At 70.1% G+C, this 18,362-nt stretch carries 18 protein-coding genes; 14 read left to right on the forward strand and 4 right to left on the reverse strand.

From position 1 onward, the window contains the following. Positions 1–9: 9 nt before the first annotated feature. Together menD and AB0M73_RS13040 are read left to right on the forward strand one after the other, a co-directional pair. A complete protein-coding gene (gene menD / locus AB0M73_RS13035) occupies positions 10–1,653 on the forward strand; it encodes a 2-succinyl-5-enolpyruvyl-6-hydroxy-3-cyclohexene-1-carboxylic-acid synthase (protein ID WP_363890523.1) in 1,644 nt (547 codons plus the stop codon). Positions 1,654–1,756: 103 nt separating this feature from the next. Continuing rightward, the gene (locus AB0M73_RS13040) at positions 1,757–3,241 is read left to right on the forward strand and encodes a M1 family metallopeptidase (RefSeq protein ID WP_363890524.1); all 1,485 of its coding nucleotides are present in this window, start codon (positions 1,757–1,759) and stop codon (positions 3,239–3,241) included. Positions 3,242–3,319: 78 nt separating this feature from the next. Here AB0M73_RS13040 and AB0M73_RS13045 read toward each other — a convergent pair whose 3' ends face one another. After that, a complete protein-coding gene (locus AB0M73_RS13045) occupies positions 3,320–3,718 on the reverse strand; it encodes a GNAT family N-acetyltransferase (RefSeq protein ID WP_363890527.1) in 399 nt (132 codons plus the stop codon). Positions 3,719–3,782: 64 nt separating this feature from the next. Between AB0M73_RS13045 and AB0M73_RS13050 the strand changes: the two genes are divergently transcribed. Next, positions 3,783–4,220, forward strand: coding sequence for a hypothetical protein (locus tag AB0M73_RS13050; RefSeq protein WP_363890529.1), 438 nt, complete (start codon positions 3,783–3,785; stop codon positions 4,218–4,220). Between the two features lie 238 nt (positions 4,221–4,458). Here the strand turns inward: AB0M73_RS13050 and AB0M73_RS13055 are convergent, their stop codons facing one another. Further along, positions 4,459–5,700, reverse strand: coding sequence for an isochorismate synthase (locus AB0M73_RS13055; RefSeq protein WP_363890681.1), 1,242 nt, complete (start codon positions 5,698–5,700; stop codon positions 4,459–4,461). Between the two features lie 66 nt (positions 5,701–5,766). On the opposite strand from AB0M73_RS13055, the gene AB0M73_RS13060 reads away from it, so the two are divergent. Then, positions 5,767–6,273 carry a DUF3592 domain-containing protein gene (locus AB0M73_RS13060; protein ID WP_363890530.1) on the forward strand — a complete coding sequence of 169 codons (507 nt, stop codon included), beginning with the start codon at positions 5,767–5,769 and terminating at the stop codon, positions 6,271–6,273. Here the strand turns inward: AB0M73_RS13060 and AB0M73_RS13065 are convergent. Beyond that, the gene (locus tag AB0M73_RS13065) at positions 6,206–7,075 is read right to left on the reverse strand and encodes an inositol monophosphatase (protein WP_363890533.1); all 870 of its coding nucleotides are present in this window, start codon (positions 7,073–7,075) and stop codon (positions 6,206–6,208) included. The two genes, AB0M73_RS13060 and AB0M73_RS13065, sit on opposite strands and share 68 nt — an antisense overlap. 177 nt (positions 7,076–7,252) lie before the next feature. Here AB0M73_RS13065 and AB0M73_RS13070 point away from each other — a divergent pair, with 177 nt between their 5' ends. Genes AB0M73_RS13070 through AB0M73_RS13080 form a run of 3 tightly spaced genes read left to right on the forward strand, consistent with a single transcriptional unit; the run spans position 7,253 to position 10,181 of the window. Continuing rightward, complete coding sequence (locus AB0M73_RS13070) at positions 7,253–8,377, forward strand: glycosyltransferase family 1 protein (protein WP_363890535.1); 1,125 nt, start codon at positions 7,253–7,255, stop codon at positions 8,375–8,377. Further along, on the forward strand, positions 8,368–9,477 hold the full coding sequence (locus AB0M73_RS13075; protein WP_363890536.1) for a glycosyltransferase: 1,110 nt from the start codon (positions 8,368–8,370) through the stop codon (positions 9,475–9,477). Before AB0M73_RS13070 ends, AB0M73_RS13075 begins: the two co-directional genes overlap by 10 nt. Positions 9,478–9,491: 14 nt before the next feature. Then, entirely contained in the window at positions 9,492–10,181 is a 690-nt protein-coding gene (locus tag AB0M73_RS13080; RefSeq protein ID WP_363890538.1) for a demethylmenaquinone methyltransferase, read from the forward strand. Positions 10,182–10,394: 213 nt separating this feature from the next. Here AB0M73_RS13080 and AB0M73_RS13085 read toward each other — a convergent pair whose 3' ends face one another. Further along, on the reverse strand, positions 10,395–11,348 hold the full coding sequence (locus tag AB0M73_RS13085) for a hypothetical protein (RefSeq protein ID WP_363890539.1): 954 nt from the start codon (positions 11,346–11,348) through the stop codon (positions 10,395–10,397). Positions 11,349–11,487: 139 nt separating this feature from the next. Between AB0M73_RS13085 and AB0M73_RS13090 the strand changes: the two genes are divergently transcribed. The 7 genes from AB0M73_RS13090 to nuoF all read left to right on the forward strand — a co-directional run bounded on the left by AB0M73_RS13090 (position 11,488) and on the right by nuoF (position 18,360). Further along, positions 11,488–12,768 (forward strand): geranylgeranyl reductase family protein, encoded by a 1,281-nt coding sequence (locus tag AB0M73_RS13090; RefSeq protein ID WP_363890541.1) that lies wholly within the window; start codon positions 11,488–11,490, stop codon positions 12,766–12,768. 429 nt (positions 12,769–13,197) lie between these two features. Next, on the forward strand, positions 13,198–13,599 hold the full coding sequence (locus AB0M73_RS13095) for an NADH-quinone oxidoreductase subunit A (protein ID WP_043721392.1): 402 nt from the start codon (positions 13,198–13,200) through the stop codon (positions 13,597–13,599). Positions 13,600–13,615: 16 nt separating this feature from the next. Continuing rightward, positions 13,616–14,227 (forward strand): NADH-quinone oxidoreductase subunit B family protein, encoded by a 612-nt coding sequence (locus AB0M73_RS13100; protein WP_363890544.1) that lies wholly within the window; start codon positions 13,616–13,618, stop codon positions 14,225–14,227. Positions 14,228–14,236: 9 nt separating this feature from the next. Further along, a complete protein-coding gene (locus tag AB0M73_RS13105; RefSeq protein WP_363890545.1) occupies positions 14,237–14,998 on the forward strand; it encodes an NADH-quinone oxidoreductase subunit C in 762 nt (253 codons plus the stop codon). Then, entirely contained in the window at positions 14,995–16,317 is a 1,323-nt protein-coding gene (locus AB0M73_RS13110; protein ID WP_363890546.1) for an NADH-quinone oxidoreductase subunit D, read from the forward strand. Before AB0M73_RS13105 ends, AB0M73_RS13110 begins: the two co-directional genes overlap by 4 nt. After that, entirely contained in the window at positions 16,314–17,048 is a 735-nt protein-coding gene (gene nuoE / locus AB0M73_RS13115) for an NADH-quinone oxidoreductase subunit NuoE (RefSeq protein WP_363890548.1), read from the forward strand. The genes AB0M73_RS13110 and nuoE overlap by 4 nt, the downstream gene beginning before the upstream one ends. 10 nt (positions 17,049–17,058) lie before the next feature. Continuing rightward, on the forward strand, positions 17,059–18,360 hold the full coding sequence (gene nuoF, locus AB0M73_RS13120; RefSeq protein ID WP_363890550.1) for an NADH-quinone oxidoreductase subunit NuoF: 1,302 nt from the start codon (positions 17,059–17,061) through the stop codon (positions 18,358–18,360). Positions 18,361–18,362: the final 2 nt, after the last annotated feature.

Genomic DNA, 18,362 nt, shown 5'->3' on the forward strand with positions numbered 1-18,362 from the left:
AATAGGCGTGTGAACCCGTCCACCGCGCAGGCCCGTGTCCTGGTCGACGAACTCGCACGCAACGACGTGCGGCAGGTCGTGCTGTGTCCTGGATCACGCAATGCGGCGCTGGCGATGGCCTTGCACCACGCCGCCGTGGCCGGGAAGTTGACCCTGCACGTCCGCATCGACGAGCGGTCCGCCGGCTTTCTCGCGCTCGGCATCGCCCGTGGCACCGGCCTCCCGGTGGCCGTGGTCTGCACCTCCGGGACGGCCGTGGCCAACCTGCACCCCGCGATGATGGAGGCCGCGCACAGCCATCTGCCGCTGATCGCCCTGACCGCGGACCGGCCGATCGAGCTGGTCGGTTCCGGCGCCAGCCAAACCACCGTGCAGCACGGGATTTTCGGCGCCCTGGTGTCCACCGTGGACTTTCCCATGGCCGAGCCCCGCCCCGGACAGAACGCCGTGTGGCGGGGCATGGTCTGCCGTTCGCTGCGTTCGGACGGTCCGGTGCACCTCAACGTGCCGTTCCGGGAGCCGTTGGTGCCGGACGGCTCCGACGACTGGCCCGAGTCGCTCGACGGCCGGGCCGACGGCCGGCCGTGGACATCTGTCGCCGCTGCTGGTGAAACCCGTTCCGGTGCAACGGAAATCGGGCACCTCGGTGAGCGCACCCTGGTCGTCATCGGCGATGTCGCCCCGGAGATCGCCCGTGCCACGGCCACGTTCGCCTCGGCCGCCGGCTGGCCGGTGATCGTCGAGCCGCTGGCCTTCGCCGCCGGCGACACCATCGGCACCGGCTCGCTCCTGCTGTCCGCCGGTCTGCCGCCGGCGCTGCGGCCGGAGTCCTTGCTGGTCGTCGGGCATCCCTCGCTCAGCCGTGGCGTGCAGCGGGTCATCCGCGAAACCCCGGTCGTGCACGTGATCTCCGATCATCCACAGTGGACCGATCCGCAGCATCAGGCCGACTACGTCACCGGCCCGCTCGCCGTCGATCCGCCCCGCTTCGGCGACGCGTGGCTGTCCCGCTGGCGGGACGCCGACGTGAGCGCCAAGTCCGTCGTGGACAAGTTCCTGGCCGATGAGCGGTGGCCCACCGGCCTGCACGTCGCCCAGACGTTGATCGACGCTTTGCCCTACGGCTCAACGCTTTTCCTCGGTTCGTCCAACCCCGTCCGTGACGTCGACATGGCCGCCGCGCACCGTGCGGACCTGCGCTTGTTCTCCAACCGCGGGCTGGCCGGCATCGACGGCACGCTGTCCTGCGCCGTCGGCGTGGCCCTCAGCGCCGAGCACGGCTACGCCCTCGTCGGCGACCTCACTTTTCTCCACGACATCAACGGTTTACTCATCGGCCCCAGCGAACTTCGGCCCAACCTGGCCGTTGTCGTGCTCAACGATGACGGCGGCGGCATCTTTTCCCTGCTGGAGCAGGGTTCTCCCGAGCACGCCGACTCGTTCGAGCGGATTTTCGGCACCCCGCACGGCGCCGACCTGGCCGCCCTGTGCGCCGGCTACCGAGTGCCGCACACCCTCGTCGACTCCGCCGCCGCGCTCCGCGACGCCCTCGCCCCGGCCGATGGCATTCGGGTCATCGAGGTGTCCGCCGATCGCGCTCGGTTGCGGGATCTGCACTCCCGACTGCGTTCCGTCATCAGCGAAGCCTGGTAGCGGTCAAGCGATCTCGTTGCGTAGGAACCTACTAACGTTGGGTAGTGCCTGCGGGGCGGCCTCTCTAGGTTCGGGCGTACTGGTCCGATTGGGGAGGCTCGCCTTGAGATCCACTGCGCTCGTCACGCTCGCGACGGCCGTCGCCGGGCTGCTGCTCGCCGGCACCGCGGCCGCCGCGCCCGCGCCCGGCGGCCAGACCGTCGGCGACCCCTACTACCCGAACGACGGCAACACCGGTTACGACGTCGGGCACTACGACTTACGCCTGCAGTACCAGCCGCCCACCGATCAGCTCAGCGGAACCGCGACCATTCTGGCTACCGCCACCCAGGACCTGTCGCAGTTCTCGTTCGACTTCGGCCTGCACACCGATTCCGTGCTGGTCAACAACCTGCCGGCCACATACACCAGCACCGGCTCCAAGCTGGTCATCACGCCGGCCAGGTCGCTGGCCAAGGGCAGCGCGGTCACCGTTGTCGTTCGCTACGACGGGATTCCGTCGAAGGTCACCATCAACGGCGAGCAGGACTGGCTGCGCACCCCCGACGGCGCCCAGGCCGTCCAGGAGCCGCACATCGCCGCGTTCTGGTATCCGGCCAACGACCATCCCACCGACAAGGCCACCTACGACGTGTCCGTGGCCGTCCCCAACGGCACGCAGGTGATCTCCAACGGCACGCTGGTCAGCTCGCCCAGCCAGCTCGGCCAGACGCGCTGGAACTGGCGCAGCACCAAGCCGCAGGCCACGTACCTGACCTTCATCGCCATCGGCAAGTACGACATCCGGCGGTCCACCGGTCCCGACGGCAAGCCCGTCATCAACGCCTACGGCGCGAACATCGGCGACAACCATGACGCCGCCGTGGCCAGCGTCGAGCGCACTCCCGAGGTCCTCTCCTGGGAGTCCAGCGTCTTCGGGCCGTTCCCCTTCGAGGCGGAGGGCGGCGTGGTGCCGGCGGTGAACTTCGGCTTCGCGCTCGAGAACCAGACCCGGCCCGTCTACACGCCCGGCTTCTTCCGGTCCGGCGCCGACATGTCGGTGATCGTGCACGAGAACGCGCACCAGTGGTTCGGCGACGCCGTGTCCGTGCACCGGTGGAACGACATCTGGCTGAACGAGGGCTTCGCCAGCTACGCCGAGTGGCTGTGGTCGGAGAAGGAGGGCGAAGGCACCGCCCAGCAGTTGTTCGACTACTACTACAACTCCGTGCCCGCCGACGATGCCCAGTGGCAGGTGCTGCCGGGCGACCCCGGCGCCGACAACCAGTTCTCCGACTTCGCCGTCTACACCCGCGGGGCCCTCGCCCTGCACGCCCTGCGCACCGCCGTCGGCGACGACTCCTTCTTCGCCATCCTCAAGGCCTGGGTCGCGTCCCGCGAGTACAGCGACGGCACCATCGACCAGTTCATCGCCATCGCCGAGAAGATCTCCGGCAAGCCCCTGCACGACCTCTTCCAGCAGTGGCTGTTCACCCCGGCCAGGCCCGCCGTGCCCGCCTCCTTCTCGGCCCACACCACCCCCGTCAAGCCCAGGTCCGTCGCCGAGATCGACCGCACCCAGGTCCTCCTGGCCCAGTCCCACCACTGACCTTCCCGGCTTCGCCAGCGGCGCTCGCCCGGCTCGGGCGAGCGCCGTTTGTCAACAGGCTGTCCACAGGTTTCGAGGTTATCCACAAGGTTGTCCACAGGCTGATCCACAAGCGTCGGCCGCCAGGTAGAGGAGCTCGCCCCGGTCGTCCGCCCGCCGATGGCGCAGCGTCATGCCCAGGTCGGCGGCGATCCGCAGGGAGGCCGCGTTGGCCGGCCGGACGGTGGCCCACACCCGCCGGACACCGGCCGCGAAGCACTCCGCCAGCACCGCATGCGCGGCCTCGCCGGCCAGCCCGCTCGTGTGCATGACCAGCATCCGGCGGTCGATCCACCCGGCAGTCTGCTCGACCGTGGTGAACGGGCCGCTGCCGATGGTGTGTGTCCGGGGATCGCTGAAGATCGCGTGCAGCTCGGCCAGGTCCGCCGGTTCGAAGCACTGCAACCGCATCCGTGACGTCTCGATCAGTGACCGCATTCGTCCCCCGGCGATGGTGATTTCCCGGATGTTCCCCGCGCGCGTCCCCGGCCAGCATGAGGGCATGCGGGCGAGGGATGAGCGGCAGTTGGCGGAGACGGTGCGGCCGGAGCTGGCCGCGGGGGAGCGGATCGAGCTGCTGGGCCAGGCCAGCGTGACGACCACCTCGGCGAAGGAGCAGGTGGGGGTCGCGGTGGCGACGGCGGTGCTGTCGGGCGGGACGGCCGCGGCGACGGTGGTGCCGGAGACGATGTACCTGGTGCTCACGGACTGCAGGCTGCTGGTGCTGCGGCCGGGCCTGACGATGCGCAGGTCGAAGGTGGTGGCCAGCCTGCCGCGTCGGCTGATCACGCTGAGCGGCGTCAAGCAGGGGCCGCTGAAGGTCAAGTTCAAGCTGGCGGTGGCCGGGGAGCCGGTGGTGTTCCGGGTGGCGTTTATCTTCGCCAAGGCCGACGGCCGCCGGTTCGCCGAAGTGCTGGGCGAGGCCGGAGCGCGCCGCTGAGCCGCGCCGCCCGGACCAGCTGGACCTGGCCCGATGAACAACACCGACGGCATGGACCAGCGGTTCCCGGCCTTCGCGAGCTGGGCGGCAGCACCTGCCGTCGATCAGAAACCTGGTCGTGATGTCATCGAGGCAGGCATTGCCGGTCCGCAGACAGGCGCCGTAGCCGCCGGGTCACTTTCGTTCTGCACCAACAGAATGTTGGTCGGTGCTGTAGGCCGGCCGACGACGTGCGCTGCTAGTCGGCGCGCTCAAGGGCGTCCCTGATCGGGATCATCTTGGCGGCTGCCTCGGCGACCTCGGTGTCGGGATCGGAATCCGGCACGACACCGCCGCCGGCGAACAGCCGCACGGAGGAATCCGCGACCTGGGCGCACCGCAGCGCAATGCCGACCTCGCCGTCGCCGTTGGCGTCGACCCAGCCGACCGGGCCCGCGTAACGGCCGCGATCCATGCCTTCGAGCTCGGTGATCGTGGCCACGGCCTTGGCCCGCGGGGTCCCGCCGACGGCGGCGGTGGGGTGCACGGCCCCGGCCAGCCGCAGCAGGGAGGAATCGCCGGCCAGCTCGCCGGCGACGTCGCTGGCCAGGTGCATGACGTTGGGCAGCCGCAGCACGTGGGGCCGCGGCGACACCGACATCGAGGAGCAGAACGGCTGTAGCGCCTCGGCCAGCGACTCTACGGCGTAGGTGTGCTCGCCCTGGTTCTTGGCCGAGGCCAACAACTCCTGGGCCAGCTCATCGGCGTCGACGCCGGCGTGCGGCCACATCGTGCCGGCCAGCACCCGCGAGTAGACGTGGGAGTCCTGACGCCGCATCAACATCTCCGGTGTCGCGCCGACCAGCCCGTCCACCGAGAAGACCCAGCAGCTGGGGTACTTGGCCGACAGCCCGTGCAGTAGGAACCGCGGATCGACGGCGTCTTCGGTGTGCGCGATCAGATCGTGGGCCAGGACGACCTTGTCCAGCTCGCCGGCCCGCATCCGCGCCACCGCCTGCGCCACGGCGTCGCGGTAGTCGGTGACGGACAGCTCACCCTCGGAGTAGCGGATCGTGGACGGCTTGCGCACCGGCTCCACGGTGTGGAACGGGCTCTCGGCCGGCTCGCCGATCTCGGTCACCCACGTGATGCCGTCCCGCCGCCCCACCAGCACCCGCGGCACCACCAGCACCGACGACCCGGGGTCGTCGGCGAACGCCATGCTCACGAACGCGACCGGCCCGGAGCCGGGCAGGCGCACCTCGTCCACGCAGTCGATGCCGGCCGCGTAGTCCCGCCACCAGCGGTCGGCCTGCTCGAACCGGTCCGCGCCGGACGGCTCGAACCGGGCGGCCTCGCCCCAGCCGACCAGCCCCTCGCCCCGCATCACCCAGGCCAGCGTGCCGTCGGCCGACGGCAGCAGCCGGAGCAGGTCCTCATCGGTCGCCACCACCCGGCTGCGGGCACGGAGACCGGTGGTGCGGGCGTTCGGAGCGGTCATCACGCCTTCGAGCGTAGAGCGCACTCCGGCCGTCCGTGACTCCGAGCGGGCCTACACTCGGGCGCTGTGGTGGAGAACGCAGTCGCGACCCGACTGGCGGACACGGCCGCCCGGCGACCGTCACGCTGGGCGTTCCTCGGCATGGACAAGCTCACGCCGGGACGTCGTGCCTGGCTGATCGCCGTGGTGGCGACGGCTGTGCTGATCACGGTCATGGGCCTGCTGCTGGTCGTCGGGGCCTGGCGTGACGACCACGCCATCGAGGCCCGCATGGGCCATGCCGACGCCGACGTCCTGTCCGTGGCCATCGACCGGACCGTGGTGAGGTTCACCACGCCCGACGGCGGCGCGCACAGCCCCTTCAACGGCGTGCTCTACCCGCAGGACCTCCAGGCGGGCCAGCGTGTGCAGGTCGAGTACGACACGTCCCACCCCAACGACCTGGTCCGCGTGGCCGGCCGGGACTACCGCCTGACCTTCCTGCCGGTCGGCATGATGATCGGCATCACCTGGGCACTCGCGGCGGGGCTGATCTGGTGGCTGCGACGTCCAAGGACTCCTGCCACCACGTGAGCACCTCGTCGGCCACGCCCGGGGCCGCGACCAGCAGGCCGTCCAACGGCAGCGGATCGCCGGAACCGCGCCGGTCCAGCACGACGGCGCCGGACTCCACGGCCAGCGCCACCGCTCCGGCGACATCCCACTCGTGATAGCTGTGCAGCACGGCTGCGGCGGCGTGGCCCAGCGCGACCTGGGCCACCGACAGCGCCGCTGATCCGAGCACGCGCACACCGGTGCGGGCCTTGGCGGCACGGGCGATGAAGCTGTCCATGCCCGGCCACGGACCGGTCTTGGTCCACTCCGTGCACATCACAGCCCCGGCGACCTCGGTCTTGTCCACCAGCTTGACCGGTGTGCCGTTGGCCCGGGTGCCACGGCCGCGCGCGGCGGCGTAGATCTGTGCCCGGTACGGGTCGGCGACCACGCCGACCACCGGGCCGTGCTCGTCGAGCAGCGCGAGGCTGTAGGCGCACCAGGGGATGCCGGCCACGTAGTTGGTGGTGCCGTCCACCGGGTCCACCACCCAGCGGTAGGGCGCGGCGCTGATCCCCTCGTCGGCGCCGAAGGCGTCGCCGTGCACGGGGATGCCGGGGAACTCGCTGGCCAGCACGCGGCGGGTGTGGCGTTCCAGGGTGCGATCGGTGTCGGTGACCCAGTCGAACGGGGAGTCCTTGGACTCCGGACGCGCGCCCCGGCCGGCCGTCGCCGTGATCACGTCGGAGGCGTCGTTGGCCAGGCGACCGGCGACCTCCAGTGCCCGGGACAGCAGCCCGGGGTCAACCGGCTGAATCGATCGGGATGACAAGAGGGTCACGCCACCCGAGCGTGAACGCGATGGGTGTCGCCGATGAGAAGCAGAGGTGACGTCCCGGAGATCACCAGATCAAGTCTGCGGGCCGGCCGGTCGCCCGCCAATCCCTGACCTGAGGATTTCGGGCAGCGTTCGCCAACCGGCCACCCTGCGTACGGGATGGGCGCGGACGCTGGGCCTGTGCGCGTCGCGATCGTCACCGAGAGCTTCTTGCCGCAGGTCAACGGGGTGACGAACTCCGTCGTCCAGGTACTGGCGCACCTGCGCCGGCACCGGATCCCGAGCCTGGTCGTCTGCCCCGGCCCCGGCCCCGACCGGCATGAGGACACCCCGGTCGTGCGCCTGCCGGCCGTCGACTTCCCGTTCGTCACGTCCCTGCCCGTCGGCGTGCCGACCCGCAGGGTGCTCACCGCCCTGGCCGACTTCAAGCCGGACCTGGTGCACGTGGCGTCGCCCTTCGTGGTCGGCGCCCGTGGCCTGTCGGCCGCCCGCAAGCTCGGCCTGCCGACGATCGCTGTCTACCAGACCGACATCGCGGGCTTCGCCGGCTCGTACGGATTCGGGCTGGGCGCTCGTACCGCCTGGCGGTGGACCAAGCGGCTGCACACCCTGGCGACCCGCACCCTTGCCCCGTCGACCTGGGCCGTTCGGGAGTTGCGGGAGCGCGGCGTGCCGCGGGTGCACCGGTGGGGCCGAGGCGTTGACGTCGAGCGCTACGACCCGCACAAACGGGACGACAGGCTGCACCGCGAGCTGGCCCCGAACGGCGAGATGCTCGTCGGCTTCGTGGGACGGCTGGCGCCGGAGAAGCGCGTGGACCGGCTGGCCGCGCTGAACGACGTGCCCGGCGTGCGAGTGGTCGTGGTCGGCGCGGGCCCGGACGAGCCGGTGCTGCGGGACAAGCTGCCCGACGCCGCCTTCCTGGGGCTGACCACCGGCGAGGACCTGGCCAAGGTCTACGCGAGCCTGGACGTCTTCGTGCACACAGGCCCGCACGAGACGTTCTGCCAGACCGTGCAGGAGGCGTTGGCCTCGGGTCTGCCGGCGATCGCCCCCGACGCCGGCGGGCCGTCCGACCTGATCGACGACGGCCGCACCGGCTTCCTGCTGTCGCCGTGGTCGGACGACGAGTTCGCGGCAGGACTGCGACGAAGCATCGAACTGCTGCGCGATGACGCCACCAGGGCCGCCTTCGGTGCGGCCGCCCGGCGGTCCGTGCAGGCCAGGACGTGGCCCGCGATCTGCGACGAGCTGCTCGGGCACTACACCGAGCTGCTCGACCAGCCGGAGTCCCGGTGCGCGTAGTCCAGCTCGCCAACTTCTACGGACCACGATCGGGCGGGCTGCGCACCGCCCTGCACCACCTCGGCGCCGGCTACGCGCTGCACGGCCACGACGTGATCCTGGTCGTGCCGGGCCGTCGTCCCGATTGCGAGGTGCTGCCGTCCGGCGTCAAGCGCATCACCCTCCGTGCCCCGGTCATCCCCGGCACCGGCGGTTACCGCGCCGTCGATCCGTGGCGGGTGCGGGTGCTGCTCGACCGGCTTCGGCCCGACCGGCTGGAGGTCTCCGACCGGCTCACGCTGCGGGGCATGGGGCATTGGGCCCGTGAACACGACGTGCCCAGCGTCGTCATCTCGCACGAGCGCCTTGACCGGCTGCTGGAGCAGTTCCTCGTGCCGCGGCGGCCGGCCGTGCGGGGCGCGGACTGGGCGAACCGGCGGATGGCCGCCAGCTACGACACCGTGGTCTGCACCACCGACTTCGCCCGCGCCGAGTTCGACCGAATCGGCGCCACCAACGTCCGCCGCGTCCCCCTCGGCGTCGACCTGCGCGAGTTCACCCCGTGTCGGCGGGACTCCTTCGTGCGGAACGACTTGGCCCGTGGTGCCCGCACCCTGATGGTCCACTGCGGCCGTCTCTCACCTGAGAAGCACGTGGAGCGCAGCGTCGACACCGTCGCCGAGCTGTACGAATCCGGCGTCGACGTGCGTCTCGTCATCGCCGGCGACGGCCCCCGCCGCGAGGCCCTCGAACGCCGCGCCGCCGGCCTGCCCGTCACCTTCCTCGGTTTCGTGTCATCCCGACCCCAGGTCGCCACCCTCCTCGCCTCCGCCGACGTGTCGTTGGCGCCCGGCCCGCACGAGACGTTCGGCCTCGCCGCCCTGGAGGCCCTCGCCTCCGGCACCCCCGTTGTCGTCTCCGCCTCCTCCGCCCTGCGGGAGCTCGTCGCCCCCGGCTGCGGCGCCGCCGTCTCCGACCACGCCCCCGCCTTCGCCTCCGCCGTCGAGTCCCTGCTGGCCGACCCCGAGGCCGACCGCCGCGCCGCCGCCCGTGCCCGGGCCGAACAGTTCCCCTGGCCCGCCGCCGTCGACGGGATGCTGGCCGCCCTGCGCGCGAGGTGACATAGGCTCCCGTCATGTCGCGAGCCGGCTTGGACAAGAACCCGCGCGAGGTCGCCGAGATGTTCGACGGCGTGGCCAAGGGCTACGACCTGACGAACTCCGTCATGACGCTCGGGTTCGACCGGCGGTGGCGCGAGTGGACCCGTCGGGCGCTGGACGCCCGCGCCGGCGAGAAGATCCTCGACCTCGCCGCCGGCACCGCCGTGTCGACCGTCGAGTTCTCCAGCGCCGGCGCCTGGTGCGTGGCCGCCGACTTCTCCCTCGGCATGCTCCGCTCCGGCGCCCGCCGCCCCGTGCCCAAGATCGCCGCCGACGCCCTGCACCTGCCCTTCGCCGACGGCTCCTTCGACGCCGCCACCGTCTCCTTCGGCCTGCGCAACTTCCAGGGCACCGTCTCCGCCCTCCGCGAGATGGCCCGCGTCGTGCGCCCCGGCGGCCGCCTCGTGATCTGCGAGCTGTCCAAGCCCACCTGGAAGCCCCTGCGCCAGCTCTACAGCAACGTCGCCTTGCGCTTCCTGCCCGTCATCGCCAAGCCCGTAGCCTCCAACACCGACGCCTACACCTACCTCGCCGACTCCATCCGCGACTGGCACGACCAGCGCACCCTCGCCGAACTCATCGCCGAGGCCGGCTGGGAAGACGTCGCCTGGATGAACCTCACCGCCGGCATGGCCGCCATCCACCGCGCCACCAAACCCGCCTAGCCCCCGCCCTCGCCCCCCACTTTTTCGCTACGTGAGTGGCTCATTTCGCATCTACGGCCACCTAAGCCACTCACGTGCAGCGCGCAACCACGGCCCCGGGGCACGTGAGTGGCTTAGGTGGCTCTAGGAGCGAAATGAGCCACTCACGTGCAGGAAGCGCGGGTGGTGATTGAGGCCGGGGGAGGTAAATGAGCCACTCACGTGCAGGAACGGCTACTGGTGGGTTGCTTTGACGGGAGGGCGTGGGCGGGCGGCAGCGCTGGCGTGGGCTGCGGTGAGGTCACGGAGTACAGCTGCGGTGTCTCGTTGCAGCTGGGAGGGCACGGTGTGCACGACGAGGACACCAGCGGCGGCGAGGGCGGAGTGCTTGCGCATCGTCCGCGTGTATCCCTCGGGCGTCAGGTGGAACTCCAGCGAGTCGATCTCCCACGCCAGGCCGACGTCGTCCCACCACGCGTCCATGACACCGAGGCTCTGCCCGCCGGCTGTGTGCAACGCGACATTCCACGCCGGCTTCGGGAGGCCACTGCCCTGGACCAGGGAGTGAGCCCAGGCCTCGGCCACCGACCGCACACCGTCGTCGACCTCTGACAGCACGGTCCGCACGATGGCGGTGCCACGCAGTCGGCGGACCGCGACCTCGTCGGTCAGCGATGAGACCGTGCAAAGCCCTCGTTGGAGGCCGTCAGCGAGCATGGCCCGGACAACATCGAGCTGCTGCTGCCTGCGCGCGGCGTCGACGAGCGCCCGCTCGACGCTGACCATGGGGAATCCGTCGGTCAGGTGGATGGACCACGGCCGCCGGGATCGTTCCACAACCATGAACGATTGGCTGGCCAAGGCGCGTGCGTTGGGCACCAGCACATGCACCGAGCTGTTACCGGGCAACCGACGTACGCCATGTCGGTGAGCTGCCTCGAGACCGGTCAGCGCCGCCCCTGGACCGGCTCGCAGCAGTGCGGCGCGGACCATCTGCCGCCTGGTCGGCGAGCCGCCGGTCACGAGGTAGACGCCGGTCAGCAACCGGGTCCAGCCTCCGCCTGGTTGACACTTGCGCGCCGGAAGCCCCTGGGGCACACCGAGCCGCAACAGGGCGGTCCAGGTGGCGACGGCGTCGGGGAACATGTCGGCCAGTGCGGCAAGGTCGCGGGAGTTGCATCGAGTCACTCATCCAATGGTGGGCACGGATCGCGGCGGCGCAACCACCCCGTCATCGGCTGTGGACAACTGGCCGCGAGGCCGTCGGGTTGTCCACAGCTAGACTCACTTTGACCTGCTAGTGAACGAATTCACGAGGGAGTCCGGCATGAGCACGCCCAGCCGAGGCCAGGCCGGCGATGACGCCGACGTGATCGTGGTGGGGGCCGGGCCCGCGGGCTCGACCGCTGCGACGTACCTGGCGCGGGCCGGGCTGGATGTGCTGCTGCTGGAGAAGAGCACGTTCCCGCGGGAGAAGGTGTGCGGGGACGGCCTGACGCCCCGCGGCGTGAAGCAGCTGATCGACCTGGGCATCGACACCAGGGAAGAGGCGGGCTGGCTGCACAACAAGGGCCTGCGGGTGATCGCGGGCCGCACGAAGCTGGATCTGGCCTGGCCGGAGCTGGCGAGTTTTCCGCCCTACGGCGTGGTGCGCACCCGCAAGGACTTCGACGAGATGCTGGCCCGCAACGCGCAGAAGTCGGGGGCCCGGCTCAAAGAGGCGACGACGGTGACCGAGGCGATCAGGAACGAGCGCACGGGCCGGGTCCAAGGCGTGAAGTCCAAGGACGGCAAGGAGTTCCACGCGCCGATCGTGCTGGCCTGCGACGGCGTGTCGGCCCGGCTGGCGCTGTCGATGGGCATCGAGAAGCGGGACGACCGGCCGATGGGCGTGGCGGTGCGGCGCTACTACCAGAGCCCCCGCACGCATGACGACTACCTCGAGTCGCACCTGGAGCTGTGGGATCGCTCGAACCCGGCCAATCCGGTGCTGATGCCGGGCTACGGCTGGATCTTCGGCATGGGCGACGGCACGGTGAACGTGGGCCTGGGCATCCTGTCCACCTCGAAGGCCTACGGCCGCACCGACTACCGCGCGCTGATGAAGACGTGGCTGGACGGCACGCCGGAGGAGTGGGGCTTCCGCGACGAGAACGCGCTGGGCAAGGTCGGCGGGGCCGCGCTGCCGATGGGCTTCAACCGCACCCCGCACTACCGCGACGGCGTGCTGCTGGTGGGCGACGCGGGCGGCACGGTGAACCCGTTCAACGGTGAGGGCATCGGCTACGCCATGGAGTCGGCCAAGCTGGCGGCGGAGTGCGTGGTGCAGGCGATGGCCCGCCCGGCCGGCATGTCCCGCGAACACGCCCTGCACGCCTACCCGACCCGCCTGCGCGAGGCGCTGGGCAGCTACTACCGCCTGGGCAACATCTTCTCCAAGCTGATCGGCAACCCGACGATCATGCGCACGGCCACCCGCTACGGCATGCCCCAGGAGACGCTGATGCGGCTGGTGCTGAAGCTGCTGGCGGGCCTGTACGACCAGAAGGACGGCGACGCCATGGACCGGGTGATCACGCTGGCCACGAGGCTCGCGCCCGCGGTCTGAGATGATGATCACAACGGCCCGCGAGCCGAAAGTCGATCACCGAGAGTGATATGACGTTTGTGCTGCTCAAGGACCGGAAAAATCCCCTCGCACGAGGGGATTTTTCATTTCCGGGCCATTCTCCGATTTATGACGAAAACACCCGATCGGCGTAGTCGGAAGTCACTCGTCATGATCTTGAACTGACGCTGTTGTCAACCCCCTGGGCGACCCCGGGGAGGGGGGCATACACTCGGCTCGCTTGTGAACTGGTTCACAAGCTTGTGAAGAATTTCACAAGGCTGGCAGGCGTCGGCGGTGGGAGGTGTCGGTGAACGCGCAGGTCGGGGCGGTCGAGGTTAGGTCTGCCTTACCCAAGGTGCGGCGAACGTCACCCCTAGGGTTCCGTCACGAGGCCGGTGATCGGCCCCACACGGAGGAGACGAAAAGGTGCTGAACGTCGCTGAAGCCGCAGCGGCCCCCTCGGCTCTGGGGGCCTATGTCCCGCTGGTGTGCCTGTTCGTGCTGGCGGCCGCATTCGCGTTGTTCTCGGTGACGGCGGCGCCGTTCACCGGACCCCGCCGCTACAACAAGGCCAAGCTGGACGCCTACGAGTGCGGCATCGAACCGTCGCCGCAGCCGATCGTCGGCGGCGGCCGGATGCCGGTGGCGTACTACCTCACCGCGATGCTGTTCATCCTGTTCGACATCGAGATGGTCTTCCTCTACCCGTTCGCGGTGAACTCCGACGCCCTGGGGCTGTTCGGGGTCGTGGAGATCGTCCTGTTCATCGCAACCGTCGGGTTCGCCTACGCATACGTGTGGCGCCGCGGCGGGCTGGACTGGAACTGACCTAGGGAGCGGCGAGATGGGTCTTGAGGAGAAGCTCCCCAACGGGATCATGTTGGCCAGCGTGGAAAAGCTGGTCAACTGGACGCGCAAGTCGTCGCTGTGGCCGGCCACCTTCGGGCTGGCCTGCTGCGCGATCGAGATGATGACCACGGGTGCGCCCCGCTACGACCTGGCGCGCTTCGGCATGGAGGTCTTCCGGGCGTCGCCCCGCCAGGCTGACCTGATGATCGTGGCCGGCCGGGTGACCAACAAGATGGCCCCGGTGCTGCGCCAGATCTACGACCAGATGCCGGAGCCGCGCTGGGTGCTGGCGATGGGCGTGTGCGCCTCGTCCGGCGGCATGTTCAACAACTACGCCGTGGTGCAGGGCGTCGATCACGTCGTCCCGGTCGACATGTACCTGCCGGGCTGCCCGCCCCGCCCCGAGATGCTCATCGACGCGATCCTCAAGATCCACCAGAAGATCATGGACGAGCCGCTCGGCGCCAAGCGGGCCGCGCTGCTGGCCGAATCCGGCTACCGCACGAAGCTGGAGCCGTCCTCGGTCCACTACGGCAAGCCCGGCAGCAAGCAGTTCCGCGGCCCGGTCGATCCCAGCCATCGCCACCAGCTCACCGCCGGGGAGTGACGCGTTCCCGTGACTGACAAACCCACCACCCCTGAGACCGGCGGCGAGCAGTCCAGCGCCGACCGCCCGGTCGGCGGACTCGAACCGCGCGGCGCCGAGCCGGCGGGCGGCCCCCTGTTCACCGGCAAGGCCCGCCAGGGCATGTTCCACATCTCCGGCTCCGGAGACACCTCCGGCTTCGGCGGCCTGCGGCTGCCGGCACACGTGGCCGCGCCCAGCGAGCGCCCCTTCGGCGGCTGGTTCGACGAGGTCGCCGACGAGCTGCTGGCCGCGATCAACGAGAAGGAGCTGCCGGCCGACACCGTGCAGCAGATCACCGTGGACCGCGGCGAGATCACCTTCTACATCCGCCGCGAGCAGCTGCTGGAGGTCGCCCGCATCGTGCGCGACGACCCGGCGCTGCGCTTCGAGCTGTGCAGTTCGGTGTCCGGTGTGGACTACGGCGCTGATGTGCCGCAGCGGCTGCACTCCGTCTACCACCTCACGTCGATGACCTACCGCCGCCGGATTCGGCTGGAGGTCTGCGTCGACGTCGACGACGCGCACATGCCCAGCGTGGTCTCGGTCTACCCGACCGCGGACTGGCAGGAGCGCGAGGCCTGGGACATGTTCGGGATCGTCTACGACGGCCACCCCGCGCTGACCCGAATCCTGATGCCGGACGACTGGGACGGCCACCCGCAGCGCAAGGACTACCCGCTGGGCGGCATCCCGGTCGAGTACAAGGGCGCCGAGATCCCGCCGCCCGACCAGCGGAGGTCGTACTCATGAGCAGCACCGAAGAGGACATCTACGCAAGTTCTCGGGAGACGACCGAGGGCACCGTCTTCAACGTCTTCGGCGGCGACTGGGACGAGGTCGTGGAGGACGCGCTCGGCAACGAGCGCATCGTCATGAACCTCGGCCCCCAGCACCCGTCGACGCACGGCGTGCTGCGGCTGGTGCTGGAGCTGGAGGGCGAGACCGTCACCCAGGGCCGCACCGTCATCGGCTACCTGCACACCGGCATCGAGAAGAACGTCGAGTACCGGAACTGGACCCAGGGCGTCACCTTCGTGACGCGCATGGACTATCTGGCGCCGCTGTTCAACGAGGCCGCCTACTGCATGTCGGTCGAGAAGCTGCTCGGCGTCGAGGTGCCGCAGCGGGCGCAGGTCGGCCGCGTGCTGCTGATGGAGATCAACCGCATCGGCTCGCATCTGGTGGCGCTGGCCACCGGCGGCATGGAGCTGGGCGCGCTGACCGGCATGACGGCCGGTTTCCGCGAGCGCGAGGAAGTCCTGCACCTGCTGGAGTTCCTCACCGGCCTGCGGATGAACCACGCCTACATCCGGCCCGGCGGCCTGGCCCAGGACTTCCCGGTGGACGCGGTCGAGAAGATCACCGACTTCGTCAAGCTGATGAAGAAGCGGCTGCCCGACTACGACAAGCTGCTGACCGGCCAGCCGATCTGGAAGAACCGACTGGCCGGCATCGGCGTGCTGCCGGTGGACGCCTGCCTGGCGCTGGGCATGACCGGCCCGATCCTGCGGTCGGCCGGCCTGCCCTGGGACATGCGCAAGGTCGAGCCGTACCTGGGCTACGAGACCTACGACTTCGAGGTGCCCACCTCGACCGACGCCGACTGCTACGCCCGCTACCTGCTGCGCCTGGAGGAGATCCACCAGTCGCTGCGCATCATCGAGCAGGCGCTCAAGCGCCTGGAGCCGGGCCCGGTCATGGTCTCCGACGCCAAGATCGCGTGGCCGGCCCAGCTGACCATCGGCTCGGACGGCATGGGCAACTCCCTGGAGCACGTCCGCAAGATCATGGGGCAGTCGATGGAGTCCCTGATCCACCACTTCAAGCTGGTCACCGAGGGCTTCGCGGTGCCGGCCGGCCAGGTGTACGTGCCGGTGGAGTCGCCGCGCGGCGAGCTGGGCTACCACGTCGTCTCCGACGGCGGCACCCGGCCGTTCCGCGTCCACGTGCGGGACCCAAGTTTCGTGAACCTCCAGTCGATGCCGGCGATGAGCGAGGGCGGCATGGTCGCCGACGTCATCGCCGCGGTGGCCTCGATCGACCCGGTGATGGGTGGGTGTGACCGGTGACCTCTGATCTCTCCGACGAGCTGTTCGGCTCGGACATCGCGGACAAGGCCAAGGCGATCATCGCCCGGTACCCGCGGGCCCGCTCGGCGCTGCTGCCGATGCTGCACCTGGTGCAGTCGGTCGAGGGCTACGTGAGCGTGGACGGCATCGCGTTCTGCGCCGACCAGCTGGACCTGACCACCGCCGAGGTGAGCGCGGTGGCCACGTTCTACACGATGTACAAGCGCAAGCCGTGCGGCGAGCACCTGGTCAGCGTGTGCACGAACACGCTGTGCGCGGCGCTGGGCGGCGACGCGATCTACGACGGGCTGCGCAAGCACCTCGGCCGCGACGGCAAGGCGCTGGGCCACGAGCAGACCTCCGGCGAGCCCGGCGAGCCCGGCTCGATCACGCTGGAGCACGCCGAGTGCCTGGCCGCCTGCGACCTCGCGCCGGTGTTGCAGGTCAACTACGAGTTCTACGACAACCAGACGCCGGAGTCGGCGCTCGACCTGGTCAAGCAGCTGCAGGCCGGCAAGAAGCCGGACCCGACCCGCGGCGCCCCGCTGACCGACTTCCGTCAGGTCGAGTTGCAGCTGGCCGGTTTCGTGGACGGCCGCGAGTCCGATGTGGACGGTCCGTCGGCCGCGCCGGAGACGCTGCGTGGAGCCAAGATCGCGCACGAGAAGGGGTGGACCGCGCCGACGATGCCGGACTCGGTCTCCTTCCCCGCTCTGCCGGAGAAGAAGTGAGGGGGCGGCAGTGAATAACGACGTCAAACCACTGACCCCGGTGCTGACCAAGCGGTGGCTGTCGCCGAGGTCGTGGACGATCCGGACCTACGAGCAGCTGGAGGGCTACACCGCCCTGCGCAAGGCGCTTGAGGCCCACCCGGACCAGCTCATCCAGCTGTGCAAGGACTCCGGTCTGCGCGGGCGTGGCGGCGCGGGCTTCCCGACCGGCATGAAGTGGGGCTTCATCCCGCAGGGCGACGGCAAGCCGCACTACCTCGTGATCAACGCCGACGAGGGCGAGCCGGGCACCTGCAAGGACATCCCGCTGATGATGGCCGACCCGCACTCGCTGGTCGAAGGCATCATCATCACCTCGTACGCGATCAGGGCCAACTTCGCCGCCGTCTACGTGCGCGGCGAGGCGCTGCACTGCATCCGCCGGATGCAGGCCGCGGTGCGCGAGGCCTACGAGGCGGGCTACCTGGGCAAGGACATCCTCGGCTCGGGCTTCGATCTGGACGTGGTGATCCACGCCGGCGCCGGCGCGTACATCTGCGGCGAGGAGACGGCGCTGCTGGACTCGCTGGAGGGCCTGCGCGGCCAGCCGCGGCTCAAGCCGCCGTTCCCGGCGACCTCGGGCCTGTACGAGTCGCCGACCGTGGTCAACAACGTGGAGACCATCGCCAGCGTGCCGTTCATCGTCAACGGCGGCTCGGACTGGTTCCGCACCATGGGCCGGGACCGCTCGCCGGGCCCGAAGATCTACTCGCTGTCCGGGCACGTCACCAATCCCGGCCAGTACGAGGCGCCGATGGGCACCACGCTGCGCGAGCTGCTGGAGCTGGCCGGCGGCATGAAGGACGGCATCCCGCTGAAGTTCTGGACGCCGGGCGGCAGCTCGACCCCGCTGTTCACGGCCGACCACATGGACGTGCCGCTGGACTTCGAGGGCGCGGCCGAAGCCGGCTCCATGCTGGGCACCACCGCGCTCCAGCTGTTCAACGAGACCGTCTCGGTGCCGTGGGCCGTGATGAAGTGGACCGAGTTCTACAAGCACGAGTCCTGCGGCAAGTGCACCCCGTGCCGGGAGGGCACCTACTGGCTGGTGCAGATCCTGCAGCGGATGGTGCGCGGCGAGGGCACGGCCAGCGACATCGACACGCTGCTGGACATCTGCGACAACGTGCTGGGGCGCTCGTTCTGCGCGCTCGGTGACGGCGCGGTCAGCCCGATCACCAGCGGCATCCAGTACTTCAAGGACGAGTTCCTGGCGCTGTGCGACACCAACGCGGCCAGCACCGGGAAGCACGCACTGGCAGGAGCGCACTGAGA

The organism is Kutzneria sp. NPDC051319, assembly GCF_040682195.1.
In the GTDB taxonomy this organism is placed as follows: domain Bacteria; phylum Actinomycetota; class Actinomycetes; order Mycobacteriales; family Pseudonocardiaceae; genus Kutzneria.

Coding starts and splice junctions, on each gene's coding strand:
- AB0M73_RS13100 (WP_363890544.1), top strand. CDS start 13,616: ATGGGTCTTGAGGAGAAGCTCCCCAACGGGATCATGTTGGCCAGCGTG.
- AB0M73_RS13090 (WP_363890541.1), top strand. CDS start 11,488: ATGAGCACGCCCAGCCGAGGCCAGGCCGGCGATGACGCCGACGTGATC.
- AB0M73_RS13110 (WP_363890546.1), top strand. CDS start 14,995: ATGAGCAGCACCGAAGAGGACATCTACGCAAGTTCTCGGGAGACGACC.
- AB0M73_RS13080 (WP_363890538.1), top strand. CDS start 9,492: ATGTCGCGAGCCGGCTTGGACAAGAACCCGCGCGAGGTCGCCGAGATG.
- AB0M73_RS13045 (WP_363890527.1), bottom strand. CDS start 3,718: ATGCGGTCACTGATCGAGACGTCACGGATGCGGTTGCAGTGCTTCGAA.
- AB0M73_RS13055 (WP_363890681.1), bottom strand. CDS start 5,700: ATGACCGCTCCGAACGCCCGCACCACCGGTCTCCGTGCCCGCAGCCGG.
- AB0M73_RS13050 (WP_363890529.1), top strand. CDS start 3,783: ATGCGGGCGAGGGATGAGCGGCAGTTGGCGGAGACGGTGCGGCCGGAG.